We start from the raw sequence: 15,257 nt of genomic DNA, 5'->3' as shown, positions 1-15,257 counted from the left end.
GATTTTTGCGGCCCCCAATTGGGCTGTTACGCCTCGAGGATGTCATCTTCCTCGGCAGAACCGGGTGGCATGTCGAACTCCAGGCCGTGCGCGGCCCGAATCTTGTCTTCGATATCCAGCGCAATGCGGCTGTTGTCGCGCAGGTATTGCTTGGCATTCTCACGCCCCTGCCCGATCCGTTCGTCGCCATAGCTGAACCACGAGCCCGATTTCTCGACCACTCCAGCCTTGACGCCGAGATCTAGCAACTCACCCATCTTGCTGATGCCTTCGCCATACATGATGTCGAATTCCACTTGTTTGAAGGGCGGCGCCACCTTGTTCTTGACCACCTTGACGCGCGTCTGGTTGCCGACAACCTCATCACGATCTTTGATCGCGCCGATGCGGCGAATATCCAAACGAACCGAGCTGTAGAATTTAAGCGCGTTACCACCAGTCGTGGTTTCGGGGCTGCCGAACATAACGCCGATTTTCATGCGGATCTGGTTGATAAAGATCACCATGCAATTCGAGCGGCTGATTGAGCCTGTCAGTTTACGCATCGCCTGGCTCATCAATCGGGCCTGCACGCCAACACTGCTGTCGCCCATGTCGCCTTCGAGTTCCGATTTCGGCGTCAAAGCCGCAACTGAGTCGACGACAACCATATTCACAGCGCCCGAACGCACCAGCGTATCGGTGATCTCAAGCGCCTGTTCACCTGTGTCAGGCTGCGAGATCAGAAGCTCATCCAGATCAACACCCAGTTTGCGGGCATATTGAGGATCCAGCGCGTGTTCGGCATCCACGAATGCACACACCCCGCCGCGTTTTTGCTGTTCCGCTATGCAATGCAGTGTCAGCGTGGTCTTACCCGAGCTTTCCGGGCCATAAATCTCGACGATCCTGCCCATCGGCAGACCACCGATTCCCAGCGCGATATCCAAACCCAGTGATCCGGTCGAGCTTGCGTCGATGTCTTGCTTGGAATCCTCACCAAGCTTCATGATCGAGCCCTTGCCGAACTGCCGTTCGATTTGCGCCAGCGCGCTATCAAGCGCCTTTTGCTTGTCTGCGTTTTTCTTGTCGCTCATTGTCAGAAGATCCGCCATTGTCCTGTCGCCTTCTCTTTTGTCACACCCATGATCGGGCGGCAATCACTGCTTTGTTCGCCTCTTGTTCCTTATGGGACCAAAAAGAGAACATTTCAACTAAAACTTACAATACTTACTGTTCGGCAATTGTGTTAAAGAGTCGTTTACGCCAATCTGCGACTACTAAATTAGGCGGCGAAGGGCGAATAAATGCTTGTTTTCTATAAGGAACGCCTTGCGTTTCTGGCAGTTCCAAAAACCGGCAGCACAGCCTATCACACTGCCCTTAGCGCGCGGGCCGACTTTGTCGTCACCGGCCCGCCCGAATTGAAACATGCGCCTGTTCGCCGTTATGACAGGTTTTTTCAAAACATTTTTCGCAAAATGTATGACTCCGAAATGGAAATCATGGCCGTCGTGCGCGAACCTATCGACTGGCTCGGCAGTTGGTACAAATACCGCAGCCGGGACGACCGCATTGGGCACCCGCATTCAACCCGCGACTTGAGCTTTGATGATTTTGTTCAGGGTTACATGCAAAACCCCCGCCCGGAATTCGCAGATGTCGGCAGTCAGAGCCAGTTTTTCCGCACCCGAAACAACGGTTTCGGTGCGACGCATGTTTTCAAGTACGAAAACCAGGATAAGATCCTGAGCTTTCTGCAGGACCGGTTGAACATGGAAATCACCCTGCAACTCGAGAATGTCTCACCAAAGCGCGACCTATTCTTGTCGCCGGAAACGGAAAAGAAGTTTCGCAAGCACCACGCTGAGGAGTTTTCCTGCCACGACGCGGCGCGTTAGTCAGTTCAGTTGGTTAAACACAGCCTCGGTCAACTGCGTCAAAGAGAATGGCTTGGGCAGAAAGGTGGAATTCGCAATCTCGGGGCCTGAATCGCCAAAGGCGCCTTCGGTATAGCCAGACATAAAGATCACCCGCACATTTGGTCGGGTCTCCATCGCTTTGCGCACCCAGGTTGGCCCATCCATGCCGGGCATGACTACGTCTGTCACGAAAGCATCCACATGCACCGACCCATCCTCCAGAAGGTGCAGTGCTTCTTCGGCGGACCCGGATTCGAGCACGGTGTAGCCCTTCAGTCGCAATGCACGCGTGGCAAAGGCCCGAACCGGGGCCTCATCCTCAACCAGCAGAACTACGCCTTCACCCTGCCGGGACGTTGGGTTTTCCGGAAAGCTGGCGATATCCTGATCGATTTTCTGCGGTGCGGTTGAAACCGGCAGATACACGGTAAATTCGGTTCCCTTGCCCTGAATGCTATCGACAAAGATGAACCCTCCGGTCTGTTTGACGATGCCGTAGACCGTCGACAATCCAAGACCGGTCCCCTCACCGGTGCGCTTGGTGGTATAGAATGGCTCGAAAACTTTTTGCAGCTTGTCCGCTGGGATACCGGTGCCACTGTCGATCACTTTAACGGTGACGTATTCGCCGGGTTGTACCGTTGCACGGTCCCGCCGGAGCGGTTCGGTCAGAGACACAACCTCGGTCTCGATACGTACCTCGCCACCTTCGGACATCGCGTCCCGTGCGTTCACAACCAGGTTCATAAAGACCTGTTCGAGCTGCCTTTTGTCTGCGCGTACAGGCTTCAGCACGGGATCATGGCTTAACGTCAGGCGAACCTTTTCGCCCACCAAGCGGTTCAAAAGATGGATCAGGTCGGAAATTGTGTCACGCAGGTCCAAAACCTCGGGCTGCAGGGTCTGCTTTCGCGAGAATGCGAGAAGTTGACTTACCAACGCCGCGGCCCGGTTTGCGTTCTGGTTGATCTGAACCAGGTCACCATAGTTCGGATCATTCTGATCATGCCGCAGCAGCAATAGATCGCAATGCCCAGAAATCGCAGTCAGAAGATTGTTAAAATCATGCGCCACGCCGCCCGCCAATTGCCCGACGGCCTGCATCTTTTGCCCCTGCACGAACTGAGCTTCCAGTGTCTTCAACTCGGTCGCATCATTCACGACAGCGATCAGACAAATCTGTCCCTTGCACGTCACTCGGTTCAGCGTGACCTGCACGAAAACCTCTTTATCCTGTCGTGACAGGCGCAGAAATTCCGATCGGGGAGTGGCATTCTCTTCGGTCGCGATGCGGGCCAACCAATCCAGAATGGGATAGCCCAGCCCGTGCATGATTTCGGCCACGTTCGACTCTCCCGGCTGGATCTCTCCGATCAGCTTAATCGCCATCCGGTTCGCATCCAGAATTTCCCCTTCGGGCGACAGACACATCACCGGCACTGGCAGCTCAGCGAACGGGGCATCGCCCCCGGATGGACCCGCAGATTTCATCGGCAACAAAAGCAGATCGCGCACAGTGCCCGAGCGGGACAGCTCGGACACGGTCACAGGCACCCGCCCGTCCGAAGTTTCAACCAGCGAGATTTCACCCGGTTGCGGGATGTCATTGGGAAATATCTTACCCATAACGTCGGGCCTGTGACCGATCATGGCCTCTGCCATTCCGTTCACACGCAGAATTGCCCCGTTGCGACCCTCTGTCAGCACTGGGACAGGGGCGTCATCCCATTGCCCGTCTTCATCCAGATGGAACCGCCAGCAGAATACATCCTGCCCCACGCTGAACACCGAGATCGGGATTGTCGAACCAACGGTCACGATATCTTCGCGGGCGCGTTCGTGGATTTCCGCGATAGATTGCAGGCGCAGCAGGATCGCTGCGGGATTAGCGAATCTGGATTTCAGGCAATGCTGTAATCGCGCACCCGGAAAAGCACTTATCTGCGCCCTTGCTCGTGTGTTCGCGCTCAGAATATCGCCATTTGCGTTGGCGATCACTGTCGGACACAAGTCCTGTTCAGTGAATACGGCCATCACTTCTGCCGAACTACGCGCCGTCCGGTCGGCCGTAAACCCCCGAAAAACAACCAGAAGACCTGCGGACAACAATGACACACCAGCAACAACAAGACCCGTATTCCAAGCGGTAGGCAAAACGTCTGTCACCGGTGTTAAACTCAGCAATGCGCCCAAAACAACGAGTGGCACAAGGCGCGAGAAGGCCGGTGTTTTTCGCGAGGTCGGCTCAGAAAAGATCTCTGCAATGTCGGACATTAACAACTCAGGTCAAAAGGCTTTGTCACACTCAGCCCGAATTTGGTTAACGCCCCCTTAAGGACAGCGGAAACTTCTACCTAAGGTTGCTATTCAATGACGCGCTATCGCGTCAAGTGCGACGTAAAGAACCCGTCTGCACCGTGTGTCACAAGCCACGACTTTCGCAGCGTTTCGGTCCAGTCGGGATTCAGTTTCAGAAATCCGTCGACAATATCGCCGTTTTCGTCATCCAACATGGAACAGGTTGCATAGGTCAAAATTCCACCCGGTCCAACCAGTTGAGCGGCGGAATTCAGGATGTCGGACTGAAGTACATTTAGCGCGTGCAACCCCTTTTCCGACAGTGACCATTTACCTGCCGGGGCACGCCGCCACGAGCCGCTGCCCGAGCATGGCGCATCCGTCAGGACAATATCGAACGGCGCCTGACGGGCCACATCTTCCGGCTGCAGGCAGGTAACACGCACACCGGCCCGTTTCGTCCGCGTCGGCAGATCGCGCATGCGCCCTACGTTCACATCATGCGCAAAGACCTCGACACCCGAATGGGCCGCCAGAGCCAAGGACTTGCCGCCACCGCCTGCGCAATAATCCAGAACACGCAGACCTGGCTGGAGATCGAGCGCTGCGACCACGGCTTGGCTGGCTGCGTCCTGCAATTCAACCAGACCTTCGGAATAAGCGCGGCTTTGGGCAATTTTCCGGGCCCCTTCAGTGACCTCTAGGGCGGTTTCACACGCCGGATGGTCCTGCGCGCTGATCCCATCAACGGTCAAAGCAGCAATCGCACCAGCACGATCGGTTTTGGCAAGATTAGCACGCAAATGAACAGGTGCACGGGTTTGCAATACCTGTGCCGCCGCCTCTGCCTGATCCCCGAGCGACGTTTGAAAGCGCGGCCAGAGCCATTCGGGGATGTCGCACCGCTCGGCATCCGAGCTGAACGCGCGCGGTGCATCGGCGGCGGTTAACGGCTCTGGCGTATATCGTTCGCCTGTAAACAGCGCCTCTGGATCACCGCCGGTTGACCGGATCGAACCGATCATCAACCCGCGCCCGGTTTCTGCCCCGCCCAAGGCCGAGAAGGACCGTTTGCAACGCAGCGCTTCGAAAACGTGATCGCGCACGGCGGCCCGGTCTTTCGAGCCCGCAAACCGGCTGCGGCGCGCCCATCCTGTCAAAGCCTTTTCAACCGGTGCCCCTGCGAGGATATCATCAAGGATTTCAATCGAAGCCTGAACACGCGCTGCTGGGGTCATAAGATATTTCCGATTTCTCTGCCAAACCCAAAAAACGCAAAACGGCGCCCGCGTTGGAGCGCCGTGCTGCAAACTCTGTTGCGTCACATTACCCGGTAGTTCGGGCTTTCACGCGTGATCTGAACGTCATGCACATGGCTTTCTTTCAGGCCAGCGCCGGTGATTTTGACGAAGTTACAGTTCTTGCGCATTTCTTCGACCGTTGCACAGCCGGTATAACCCATCGCCGCGCGCAGGCCGCCGACCAGCTGGTGAACTACTGCACTGGCCGATCCCTTGTAGGGCACCTGCCCTTCGATCCCTTCGGGAACCAGCTTGTCGCTGGCCGCGTCTTTCTGGAAATAGCGATCCGCCGACCCGCGTGCCATGGCGCCAAGGCTGCCCATACCACGATAGGATTTGAACGAACGGCCCTGGTACAGGATCACCTCACCCGGGCTTTCATCCGTTCCCGCGATCATCGAGCCAACCATTGCACAGGACGCGCCTGCGGCAATGGCCTTGGCGAAATCGCCTGAGAATTTGATGCCACCATCGGCGATGACCGGAACATCTCCGGCAGCCGTCGCGCAGTCCATGATCGCTGTCAATTGGGGTACGCCGACGCCTGCAACCATCCGGGTTGTGCAGATGGAGCCCGGCCCTATGCCAACCTTGATTGCATCCGCACCGGCATCGATAAGCGCCTTGGTGGCCTCGCTCGTCGCTACATTGCCCGCAATGATCTGGACCTCGTTTGAGAGTGTCTTGACCCGCCGCACCGCGTCCAGAACGCCCTGCGAATGCCCATGAGCAGTGTCGACCACGATGATATCAACGCCCGAATCCACCAACTGTTCGGACCGTTCGAAACCAGAATCACCAACAGAAGTCGCCGCAGCGACCCGCAGGCGTCCCAGCCGGTCCTTACAGGCGGTCGGGTTCAGCACGGCTTGCTCGGTATCTTTCAGGGTCAGCAGGCCTGTAAGCTTGCCCTCACCATCGACCACCAGCAGTTTTTCGATCCGGCGGGCTTTCATAAGGCTCTTGGCCTCTTCCAGATCTGCAGGTTCCTGCAGCATCGCCAAATTGTCCGATGTCATCATCACGTGAACCGGCGTCTCGTCCGAGGTCGCAAAGCGCATGTCGCGATTGGTCAGGATACCCACGACGCGCCCGCTTTCATCGACGACCGGAAAGCCGGTAAAGTTATAGCGCTGCACCAGCGCCTTCGCGTCCGCCAGCGTTTGGTTCACGCTCAGCGTGACCGGGTTGTACACGATGCCCGACTCAAATCGCTTCACGCGACGAATCTCTCGGGCTTGCTCTTCGACCGTCAGGTTCTTGTGAACAACACCGATGCCGCCTGCCTGCGCCATTGCGATGGCCATGCGCGCCTCGGTCACCGTGTCCATGGCCGAGCTGAGCAGCGGGATGTTCATCGTGATTTCACGCGTCACACGCGTGGCCGTATCCGCCGTCGCCGGCAGCACCGACGAGGACGCCGGAACCAATAAAACATCGTCAAAGGTAAGTGCCTCACGAATCTGCATCTGTTAACCCCATGCAAAAGCCCGTTTGGCGGTGACCCTATTACATGGATTTAACCTAAGGAAAAGCCCCTGACCTAAACTAGTTTCCCTTCGCTAGCCGATACCGCGGCAAAAAACGACGCAAGACGTTCAAAACGTGCCGCTGAATGGCCTTTCCCTTTGCGCACAAACCCATATCTTGCCGGGCATACGCGCGAATACAAAAGGCAGGCCAAAAAATGACCACCGACCCCCTTGTCGTCTTTACTCCGTCAGGCAAACGCGGGCATTTCCCCGTGGGCACCCCGGTTCTGACCGCTGCACGGCAGTTGGGTGTGGATCTGGATTCGGTCTGCGGCGGCCGTGGGATTTGTTCGAAATGTCAGATCACACCCAGCTATGGCGAGTTTCCTAAACACGGCGTAACCGTATCCGAGGACGCGCTGAGCGAATGGAACGCGGTCGAACAGCGTTACGATGACAAACGCGGCTTGAAATCGGGCCGTCGCCTGGGCTGTCAGGCGACAGTTCAGGGCGACATCGTGATCGATGTCCCACCCGAAAGCCAGGTCCACCGTCAGGTTGTTCGCAAGGCCGCCACCGCGCGGGCCATTACGATGGACCCGGCAACCCGGCTGTATTTCGTGGTGGTGGAAGAACCCGACATGCATTCGCCAACAGGCGATTTGGAACGGCTGGAACGCGCGTTGCGCGAGCAGTGGAACATTGTCGCCATCACCGCCGATCTTTCGCTGATGTCCAAGCTGCAGCCCGTCCTGCGTAAGGGCAAATGGGAGGTCACCGTTGCCCTCCACAAAGGCCACAAGGATGAAGTGGCGCGCGTGGTCGAAATCTGGCCCGGATTGCATGAACATGGGCTTTATGGTTTGGCCATCGACCTTGGCTCGACCACAATCGCAGCTCACCTGACCGATCTGGAGACCGGCGAGGTCAAAGCGTCCTCGGGCTTGATGAACCCGCAGATCCGCTTTGGCGAAGACCTCATGAGCCGCGTTTCATACTCGATGATGAACCCCGGCGGTGATCAGGAGATGACCAAAGCCGTACGAGAGGCGATCAACGATTTGACCACCTCAATTTCTGAGGAAGCCGGGATTAGTTCCGAGCTGATCGTGGAAACGGTTTTCGTCTGTAACCCTGTGATGCACCATCTGCTGCTGGGTCTGGACCCGGTTGAGTTGGGTCAGGCCCCCTTTGCCTTAGCAACCTCGGAAAGCATGTCCCTGCCTGCGCGTGAGATGGACCTGACAAATATGAACCCGCGCGCACAGGTCTACATCTTGCCGTGCATTGCGGGCCACGTCGGCGCCGACTGCGCCGCGGTGGCACTGTCGGAGGAACCGGGAAAATCCGAAGACCTTGTGCTTATCGTGGACGTGGGCACCAACGCTGAAATCCTGCTGGGCAATACCAGCCGCGTCTTGGCGTGTTCCTCACCCACCGGCCCGGCATTCGAAGGCGCGCAGATTAGTTCCGGCCAGCGTGCCGCGCCCGGGGCGATTGAGCGCATTGAAATCGACCCTGTCACCAAGGAACCGCGCTTTCGCGTGATCGGGTCCGAAAAATGGTCCGACGAGGAAGGCTTTGATCAAGAGATTGCCACAAGCGGCATTACCGGCATCTGTGGCTCGGGCATTATCGAAGCGGTCGCCGAAATGCGCATCGCCGGATTGCTGGACGAAAGCGGCCTGATCGGGTCTGCAGATCAGACCGGCACGCCCCGTTGTGTACCCGAAGGTCGCACCCACGCCTATCTGATCCACGACGCCAGCGCCGAGGGCGGTCCGCGCATCACGGTCACGCAGGGCGATATCCGCGCCATCCAACTGGCCAAATCCGCGCTCTATGCCGGTGCACGCCTGTTGATGGATGAAATGAACGTCGACACGGTGGATCGCGTTGTGCTGGCCGGGGCGTTCGGCGCGCATATTTCGACCAAGCACGCGATGGTTCTGGGTATGATCCCCGATGCGCCCTTGAACAAAGTCTCAAGTGCAGGCAACGCGGCTGGCACCGGTGCGCGGATTGCCTTGTGCAACATTGGTGCCCGGTCCGAGATTGAGCGTGTCGTGCGTGAGATCACCAAGGTCGAAACGGCCATTGAGCCGAAATTTCAGGACCATTTCGTTGCCGCCAATGCCATCCCGCACAAGACGGATCCGTTCCCGGAATTGTCGCAAGTGGTCACTCTGCCCTCGCCCTCCTTCAATGCCGGTGGTGGAGAAGAAGGCTCTGGTCGCAGACGGCGCAGGCGGTCATAGTCACCCCTGACATAAGGGAGGCGACATGCAGATCGCAAACGAGGAACAGGCGGAATATTGGGGGAAATCCCCGTCTGGAGCAAAATGGCTGACCTATGAGGACCAGCTGGATCAACTGATGGCCCCGGTCCTTGATCTGGTGCTAGAACGTGCCGGATTAAAACCCGGCATGCGTGTTCTGGATATCGGCTGTGGTACGGGTGCAAGCGCGATCGCCGCCGCACATTCCGTGGGGCCAGAAGGCCACGTTCTGGCTGCAGATGTCTCGCAGCCATTTCTGGACCGCGCATCGGCACGGGCATCCGATGCCGGATCGCAAAACATCACCTTCCAGTTCGCCGACGCCCAGACCTACGCCTTTGAAGCAGCGGACCGAGACACCATGATCTCGCGATTTGGGGTCATGTTTTTTGAGGATACGGTTGCCGCCTTTACCAACATGACCCGCGCGCTAAAGCCCGGCGGCACGATGACCTTTGCCGCCTGGGGGCCATTGCCCGGAAACCCATGGTTCAGAATGCCCCATATCGCGGCCTCGGAACGGCTGGGCACGCCGCCCAAGGTCGACCGGAATGCACCGGGCCCCTTGGCGTTTCATGATCGTGAGCGTGTTACCGGGTTGCTGGAAAAGGCAGGTCTAAGCAATATTCGCGCCGATTCTGTTAACCTTATGTTGGACTTTCAAGGCTCTTTGCTGGATTGCGCCGCCTTGTGTACCCGTGTTGGCCCCGCCGCCCGTGTTATTACCCATTTCGACGGTAAACCCGAAGACGTGACTGCGATCCAACACGCCGTCGCCGAAGCGTTTCACCCCTTTGCCAAAAATGGTGCGGTGCACATCCCGGCTGATATCAACCTATTTCAGGCGCGTCGCCCGGAGTAAATGACCACAGACGTAACCACGCCCAAAGCGCTGATTTCTAAGCTTTTCCGATGACAAACTGAGTTCTGGAGCGGGTAGCGGGAATCGAACCCGCGCGTTCAGCTTGGGAAGCTGACAGGCTACCATTACATCATACCCGCCGCGTTTTTCACCGATATCACCAGAGGCTTATCGACTTCAAGAACCCATCATCGGAAAAGCGGCATCGCCTTGTTCCGTCCTGACACACCCCAACCTTCGAACAGGACAACGCACCTGGCTCCGTGAAATAGAAAAATCTTCTGCCTCAACGCCAGTTGCGCTTGCAGATCGACCAGATCCTCGAAATTTTCTTTTTTCCCAAACGCTTGCTTAAGTCAGCGTCTGCCTGTGTTGGGCGATGATGTTGGCTCATCTTCGTACGTGACGACTATCGCGATATCGCCACTAATCTAGCGATCTTGTCAGGTTCCGGCGGCGATCAGCACCAATACGAAAAAAGGCCGGACACATGGTCCGGCCTTTTTTCTCTAGAAGTGATTGGATCATGCGCGACGACGACGCCCGCCACCACGACGGCCACCAACAGCGCCCGCTGCGCCGGCCTCTTCCGGGGATTTGTTGAACCGAATCCACTCGCCACCATGCGGGTCATTATTGGTCAGCAGATTGGCGGCACGGATGGCCTCCATTTCCTTACCGGCGCGCGGCTTGGTCGAGCCCAGACCGAATAGCTGACAGAAAGTTTCGTCGTCCATGTCCGCAGGCAGAATGATCCCCTTGGCTTCGACCTCGGCCTTTTTCTCGGCCAGCTTTTTGGGACCCACAGGCAGCGCCACCGGGTTCATGATTGCCGACGTCATGCCTGCGCCCATTGCCATCGGGAGGAACGCATTGTTGATCCCGTGGCGGTTTGGCAGACCAAAGGAAACGTTCGAAGCACCACAAGTCGTGTTTACGCCCAGTTCTTCGCGCAGGCGACGGACCAGCGCAAAAACCTGCTGACCCGCGGTTGCCATCGCGCCGATGGGCATCACCAGCGGGTCAACAACGATGTCATGCGCAGGGATACCGAAATCGGCGGCCCGCTCAACAATCTTCTTGGCCACTTCGAAGCGCACATCGGGATCTTCGGAAATACCGGTGTCATCGTTCGAGATCGCAACAACCGGCACGTTGTATTTTTTGACCAGCGGCAGAACCAGTTCCAGACGATCTTCTTCACCGGTGACCGAGTTCAGCAACGGGCGGCCCTCGGCAGCTTCAAGACCAGCTTCCAAAGCGCCGGGAACGGACGAGTCGACACATAGCGGTACGTCAACCAGACCCTGCACCAGCTCGACGATCTTGCGCATCAGTGGCGGTTCGGTCTCGTTCGGGTTGGGGTTCGAATTGTAGACAACGCCTGCGTTGATATCCAGAACGGTTGCGCCAGCGGCAACCTGCGCCAACGCGTCTTTCTCGACGGTCGAGAAATCGCCGGCTTCCAACTCGGCCGCCAGTTTCTTACGGCCCGTCGGATTGATCCGCTCACCGATCACGCAGAACGGTTCGTCAAAGCCCAGAACGGCAGTTTTTGTTTTTGATTCTACGACTGTACGCGTCATGTCCGTTCCTTAGGAGTTTGCAGGCTTTGCCGAAGCGCCGCCGTTATTGATGGCCCAGTTGGCGTTGGTCTTGATGCCGCCAAGCGGGAAGAAGTGTACATTGGTGATGTTGAAATCCGGGTTGGCCGCTTTGTGGTTGGCCAGCTCGGTGATCACATCGGTCGGCTCATAGGGCAGCAGCAGCTTGGACACATCCATCGCACGCTTTTGCAGGACCTTCAGCGACGGACCAACACCGCAGGCGATGGCAAACTTGATCAGTGTCTGCAGCTTGGCCGGACCAGCGATACCAATATGGATCGGAATATCGATACCAGCTTCTTTCAAACTGTCGGCCCATTCGATGATCGGTTTGGCTTCAAAGGCAAACTGTGTTGCCAGCGCCATTTCGGCATCCGTGGTCTCGCTGAATTTCTGCTTCCAGCGCAGCGCGTCGTCGACATTCTTCGTCGAGCCGTCGGGGTCGATATCCTTGTTGCCCTCAGGGTGACCCGCGACGTGCAGGCGCTTGAAGCCCGCCTTGTCAAACAAACCACTTTCCAGCAACTGCATCGAGCTGTCGTAATCGCCGTGCGGGTTGGTAACACCACCGGCCAGCAGCAATGCCTGATCAACGCCCGCCTCGCCCTGATACATGGAAATCCAGTTTTCCAGCGTGGCGGCGTCCTTGATGATCCGCGCAGGGAAGTGCGGCATCACCGGATAACCTTCGTCAGCGATCCGCTTGGCGGTCTTGACCATATCCTCGATCGGAGTGCCTTCGATATGGGCGATGTAAACGCGTGTGCCTTCGGGCAGCAACGCGCGGAAATCTTCGACCTTTTCGGCGGTGCGCGGCATCACCTCAATCGAATAGCCTTGCAAAAAGGCTTCGACGGTCGGGTTTACAGGGCCGTTTTCGACCGCATCACGTTTCTTGAAGTTCAGCAAAGCCATTGCGGCCTCCCATAGATGTCTCGGGCTCATGCCCAACCGTCATTGGCGATCAGGGCTTTGATGCGGTCCTGATCGTATTCCGTTTCCAAACGCGTGGCTTCGGCCTCGGCAATCTCGGACGGGTCGCCGTCGACTGCGAAGGGGGCCGCCTTGCGCCATTCGGCCAGATAGGCATCGCTGTCCTTGGCGTTCACCTTCATGGCCGCGCGGTCGATGGCTTGTTCGAACCGTTCCTCTAATTGCCGCTTTGCGCCACGACGGCCTTTGCCGACGATGACTTGGGCGGGAATATCGCGCCAGTAAACAATGGTGACGTCAGGCATTGCGTTTGATTCCTCCTAACCAGATGGACCGGTTCTAAACGTCTATGTGGGGGCAAGTCGGTCGATTTTCGACACACGGCGCATTTCCAGCGACGTTTTTGCCCGCGATGGGATACCGGGGTTGTAACGAAGACTGAACCAAACGCGCATATCAAAATTCTCATCACTTTAATGAGCGTCTTGCACGACGCACACGCCCGACCTATGGTCGGGGTAACTCGAAAATCGGAGGGCGTTTAATATGGCGCCCAAGCGTCCCAAAGGTGCGGGCGCGTTCCCGAAGGCGGTCGAAAGCCCCGCGCCGGCAAGACCCGATCCAGATGCGTTGTATGCGGCGCTGGATTTGGGAACCAATAGTTGCCGCATGTTGATAGCCCAGCCTAAGGGCAGCGGCTTCCATGTGGTCGACAGCTTTTCCAAATCCGTGCAGTTGGGCGCGGGTTTGGAACGGACCGGACGTTTGTCTCGGTCTTCGATGGCGCGCACCATTCAGGCACTGCGCATCTGTCAGCAAAAGCTGAAACGCAACAAGGTCAGGCGCATGCGTCTGGTCGCGACCGAGGCGTGCAGGCGTGCCAAAAACTCACGCGAATTTATCCGGCAGGTAAAACGCGAAACCGGACTGACGCTTGAGATCATCCAGCCCGAGGAAGAGGCGCGCTTGGCCGTGATCTCCTGCGCGCCGTTGGTGTCCACCAAGACCGATCAATTGCTGGTCGTGGATATTGGTGGCGGATCAACCGAACTGGTGTGGATCGACATCTCATCCGTACCGCGCCGGGACCGTCCGGCCGCGATCATGCGGCTGCACCATGGGTTTCACACGACTGACAGCCCCTTCCCTGCGGCAAAAGTCGTCGACTGGATCAGCGTACCCCTGGGTGTTGCAACCCTGCGCGATCAGTTCAACGACGTCGAAGATGACTCCGCCCGCTTTGCCCTGATGAGCTGGTTTTTCGAAGAAAACCTCGCCGATTTCGCACCTTACAAGGACGAGCAAGCCCGCCTTGGGTTCCAGATCGTCGGCACCAGCGGCACGGTAACAACCGTTGCAGCCTCACACCTTGGGCTTAAACGCTATGACCGGACCAAGGTCGATGGTTTGCGCATGACCAGCGATCAGATTGACAAAGTCATACGAGGGTATCTAGAACTCGGCCCTCAGGGTCGGCGCCGGGATCCGCGTATCGGCGATGACCGGCAGGCCCTGATCATGTCCGGCTCGGCCATTTTGCAGGCGCTGTTAAGATGCTGGCCCACCGACCGCCTTTCCGTGGCGGACCGGGGGCTGCGCGAAGGCCTGCTCTATGCGCAAATGAGCGCGGACGGCGTACTGGAAGACGGACCGTTCTGATGGCGAAGACACCAAGTGGCAAAAACAACTCGGGGCGCGGGCAGCGTGACCTGAAGGTCAAGGTAAAGACTGCACGCGGGCGTAAGCTCAGCTCGACCCGTTGGCTCGAGCGGCAGCTGAACGACCCCTATGTGAAACGTGCGCAGGTCGAAGGGTACCGTGGGCGCGCAGCGTTTAAGATATTGGAGCTGGACGAAAAGTACCGGTTCCTCGTGCCGGGTGCACGTGTCGTCGACCTGGGCTGTGCGCCGGGTGGATGGTTGCAAGTCGCGGTCAAACGAGTGAATGCGCTGGGCGAACGTTCCGGCAAACGGATAGGCACAGTTCTGGGTGTCGACCTGCAAGAGGTCGAACCGGTCGCAGGTGCCGAGGCACATGTGCTGGACTTCATGGAAGACGATGCCGACGACAAGGTCAAAGAGTGGCTGGGCGGCAAGGCTGACGTGGTGATGTCCGACATGGCCGCGTCGTCATCTGGGCACAAGCAAACCGACCACATGCGCATCATGGCTCTGTGCGAAACGGCGGCCTATTTCGCCTTTGACGTACTGGAAGAAGGCGGCACGTTTGTTGCCAAGGTTCTGGCCGGTGGCGCCGAAGGCGATCTGCAAAAGCTGCTGAAGCAGAAATTCGACAAAGTTGCGAATGTGAAACCACCCGCGTCGCGTTCGGACAGTTCCGAGAAGTTCGTTGTCGCAACCGGGTTCCGGGGCTAGATCAGTCGTCCAGCGAAATCCGATCCTCTGTCAGCACCTGTTCGCGCAGTGAAGCGGCGGCAATACCTTGTATCAACAACGCTTGGCCGTGATTGATGTATTCCGGTGGTCGGGCCCGCAATTCCTCGATCCGTTGCGACAAAGCCAGTGGCTTTTTGAGCTTGGACGTGTGGACCGGTTTGAGAAACATGTGTCACCTATAAGCTGGGGCAATTCTTGCCTCAGCTTG

13 protein-coding genes and 1 tRNA gene are annotated in these 15,257 nt (G+C 57.6%); 5 read left to right on the top strand and 9 right to left on the bottom strand.

Annotated elements, in window-relative coordinates; genetic code table 11:
* Positions 1–26 precede the first annotated feature (26 nt).
* On the bottom strand, positions 27–1,094 hold the full coding sequence (recA, locus tag AC2FLJ_RS00465) for a recombinase RecA (RefSeq protein WP_058271688.1): 1,068 nt from the start codon (positions 1,092–1,094) through the stop codon (positions 27–29).
* Positions 1,095–1,286: 192 nt separating this feature from the next.
* Between recA and AC2FLJ_RS00460 the strand changes: the two genes are divergently transcribed.
* Positions 1,287–1,880, top strand: coding sequence for a sulfotransferase family 2 domain-containing protein (locus AC2FLJ_RS00460; RefSeq protein ID WP_496704204.1), 594 nt, complete (start codon positions 1,287–1,289; stop codon positions 1,878–1,880).
* Here the strand turns inward: AC2FLJ_RS00460 and AC2FLJ_RS00455 are convergent, their stop codons facing one another.
* The 3 genes from AC2FLJ_RS00455 to guaB form a co-directional block, all read right to left on the bottom strand.
* Positions 1,881–4,175 (bottom strand): ATP-binding protein, encoded by a 2,295-nt coding sequence (locus tag AC2FLJ_RS00455; RefSeq protein WP_496704203.1) that lies wholly within the window; start codon positions 4,173–4,175, stop codon positions 1,881–1,883. It abuts the gene before it with no gap.
* A 104-nt stretch (positions 4,176–4,279) separates the two neighbouring features.
* Complete coding sequence (locus AC2FLJ_RS00450) at positions 4,280–5,437, bottom strand: RsmB/NOP family class I SAM-dependent RNA methyltransferase (protein ID WP_496704202.1); 1,158 nt, start codon at positions 5,435–5,437, stop codon at positions 4,280–4,282.
* 83 nt (positions 5,438–5,520) lie between these two features.
* Positions 5,521–6,969, bottom strand: a complete 1,449-nt coding sequence (gene guaB / locus AC2FLJ_RS00445) for an IMP dehydrogenase (protein WP_058271691.1) — start codon at positions 6,967–6,969, stop codon at positions 5,521–5,523.
* A 218-nt stretch (positions 6,970–7,187) separates the two neighbouring features.
* Between guaB and AC2FLJ_RS00440 the strand changes: the two genes are divergently transcribed.
* Positions 7,188–9,230, top strand: coding sequence for an ASKHA domain-containing protein (locus tag AC2FLJ_RS00440; protein ID WP_496704201.1), 2,043 nt, complete (start codon positions 7,188–7,190; stop codon positions 9,228–9,230).
* 25 nt (positions 9,231–9,255) lie between these two features.
* The gene (locus AC2FLJ_RS00435) at positions 9,256–10,113 is read left to right on the top strand and encodes a class I SAM-dependent methyltransferase (RefSeq protein ID WP_496695553.1); all 858 of its coding nucleotides are present in this window, start codon (positions 9,256–9,258) and stop codon (positions 10,111–10,113) included.
* A 66-nt stretch (positions 10,114–10,179) separates the two neighbouring features.
* On the opposite strand, the gene AC2FLJ_RS00430 is transcribed toward AC2FLJ_RS00435, so the two are convergent.
* From AC2FLJ_RS00430 to AC2FLJ_RS00415, 4 genes are all read right to left on the bottom strand, one after another.
* Positions 10,180–10,253 (bottom strand) — tRNA-Gly (locus tag AC2FLJ_RS00430).
* Between the two features lie 384 nt (positions 10,254–10,637).
* Positions 10,638–11,699 carry a methyltetrahydrofolate cobalamin methyltransferase gene (locus tag AC2FLJ_RS00425; RefSeq protein WP_058277989.1) on the bottom strand — a complete coding sequence of 354 codons (1,062 nt, stop codon included), beginning with the start codon at positions 11,697–11,699 and terminating at the stop codon, positions 10,638–10,640.
* A gap of 9 nt (positions 11,700–11,708) precedes the next feature.
* Positions 11,709–12,635 (bottom strand): methylenetetrahydrofolate reductase, encoded by a 927-nt coding sequence (locus AC2FLJ_RS00420; RefSeq protein WP_496695555.1) that lies wholly within the window; start codon positions 12,633–12,635, stop codon positions 11,709–11,711.
* 26 nt (positions 12,636–12,661) lie between these two features.
* The gene (locus AC2FLJ_RS00415) at positions 12,662–12,958 is read right to left on the bottom strand and encodes a virulence factor (protein WP_058271696.1); all 297 of its coding nucleotides are present in this window, start codon (positions 12,956–12,958) and stop codon (positions 12,662–12,664) included.
* Between the two features lie 241 nt (positions 12,959–13,199).
* Here AC2FLJ_RS00415 and AC2FLJ_RS00410 point away from each other — a divergent pair, with 241 nt between their 5' ends.
* Both AC2FLJ_RS00410 and AC2FLJ_RS00405 read left to right on the top strand, forming a co-directional pair.
* Complete coding sequence (locus tag AC2FLJ_RS00410; protein ID WP_109311858.1) at positions 13,200–14,312, top strand: Ppx/GppA phosphatase family protein; 1,113 nt, start codon at positions 13,200–13,202, stop codon at positions 14,310–14,312.
* Entirely contained in the window at positions 14,312–15,028 is a 717-nt protein-coding gene (locus tag AC2FLJ_RS00405) for an RlmE family RNA methyltransferase (protein ID WP_058271698.1), read from the top strand. Before AC2FLJ_RS00410 ends, AC2FLJ_RS00405 begins: the two co-directional genes overlap by 1 nt.
* A 1-nt stretch (position 15,029) precedes the next feature.
* Here the strand turns inward: AC2FLJ_RS00405 and AC2FLJ_RS00400 are convergent, their stop codons facing one another.
* Positions 15,030–15,218 carry a hypothetical protein gene (locus tag AC2FLJ_RS00400; RefSeq protein ID WP_058271699.1) on the bottom strand — a complete coding sequence of 63 codons (189 nt, stop codon included), beginning with the start codon at positions 15,216–15,218 and terminating at the stop codon, positions 15,030–15,032.
* Positions 15,219–15,257 lie beyond the last annotated feature (39 nt).

The organism is Ruegeria sp. CDSA034 (assembly GCF_059612275.1).
Note: the sequence above shows the minus strand (reverse complement) of the source record. Positions and strands in the feature narration are given on the sequence as shown.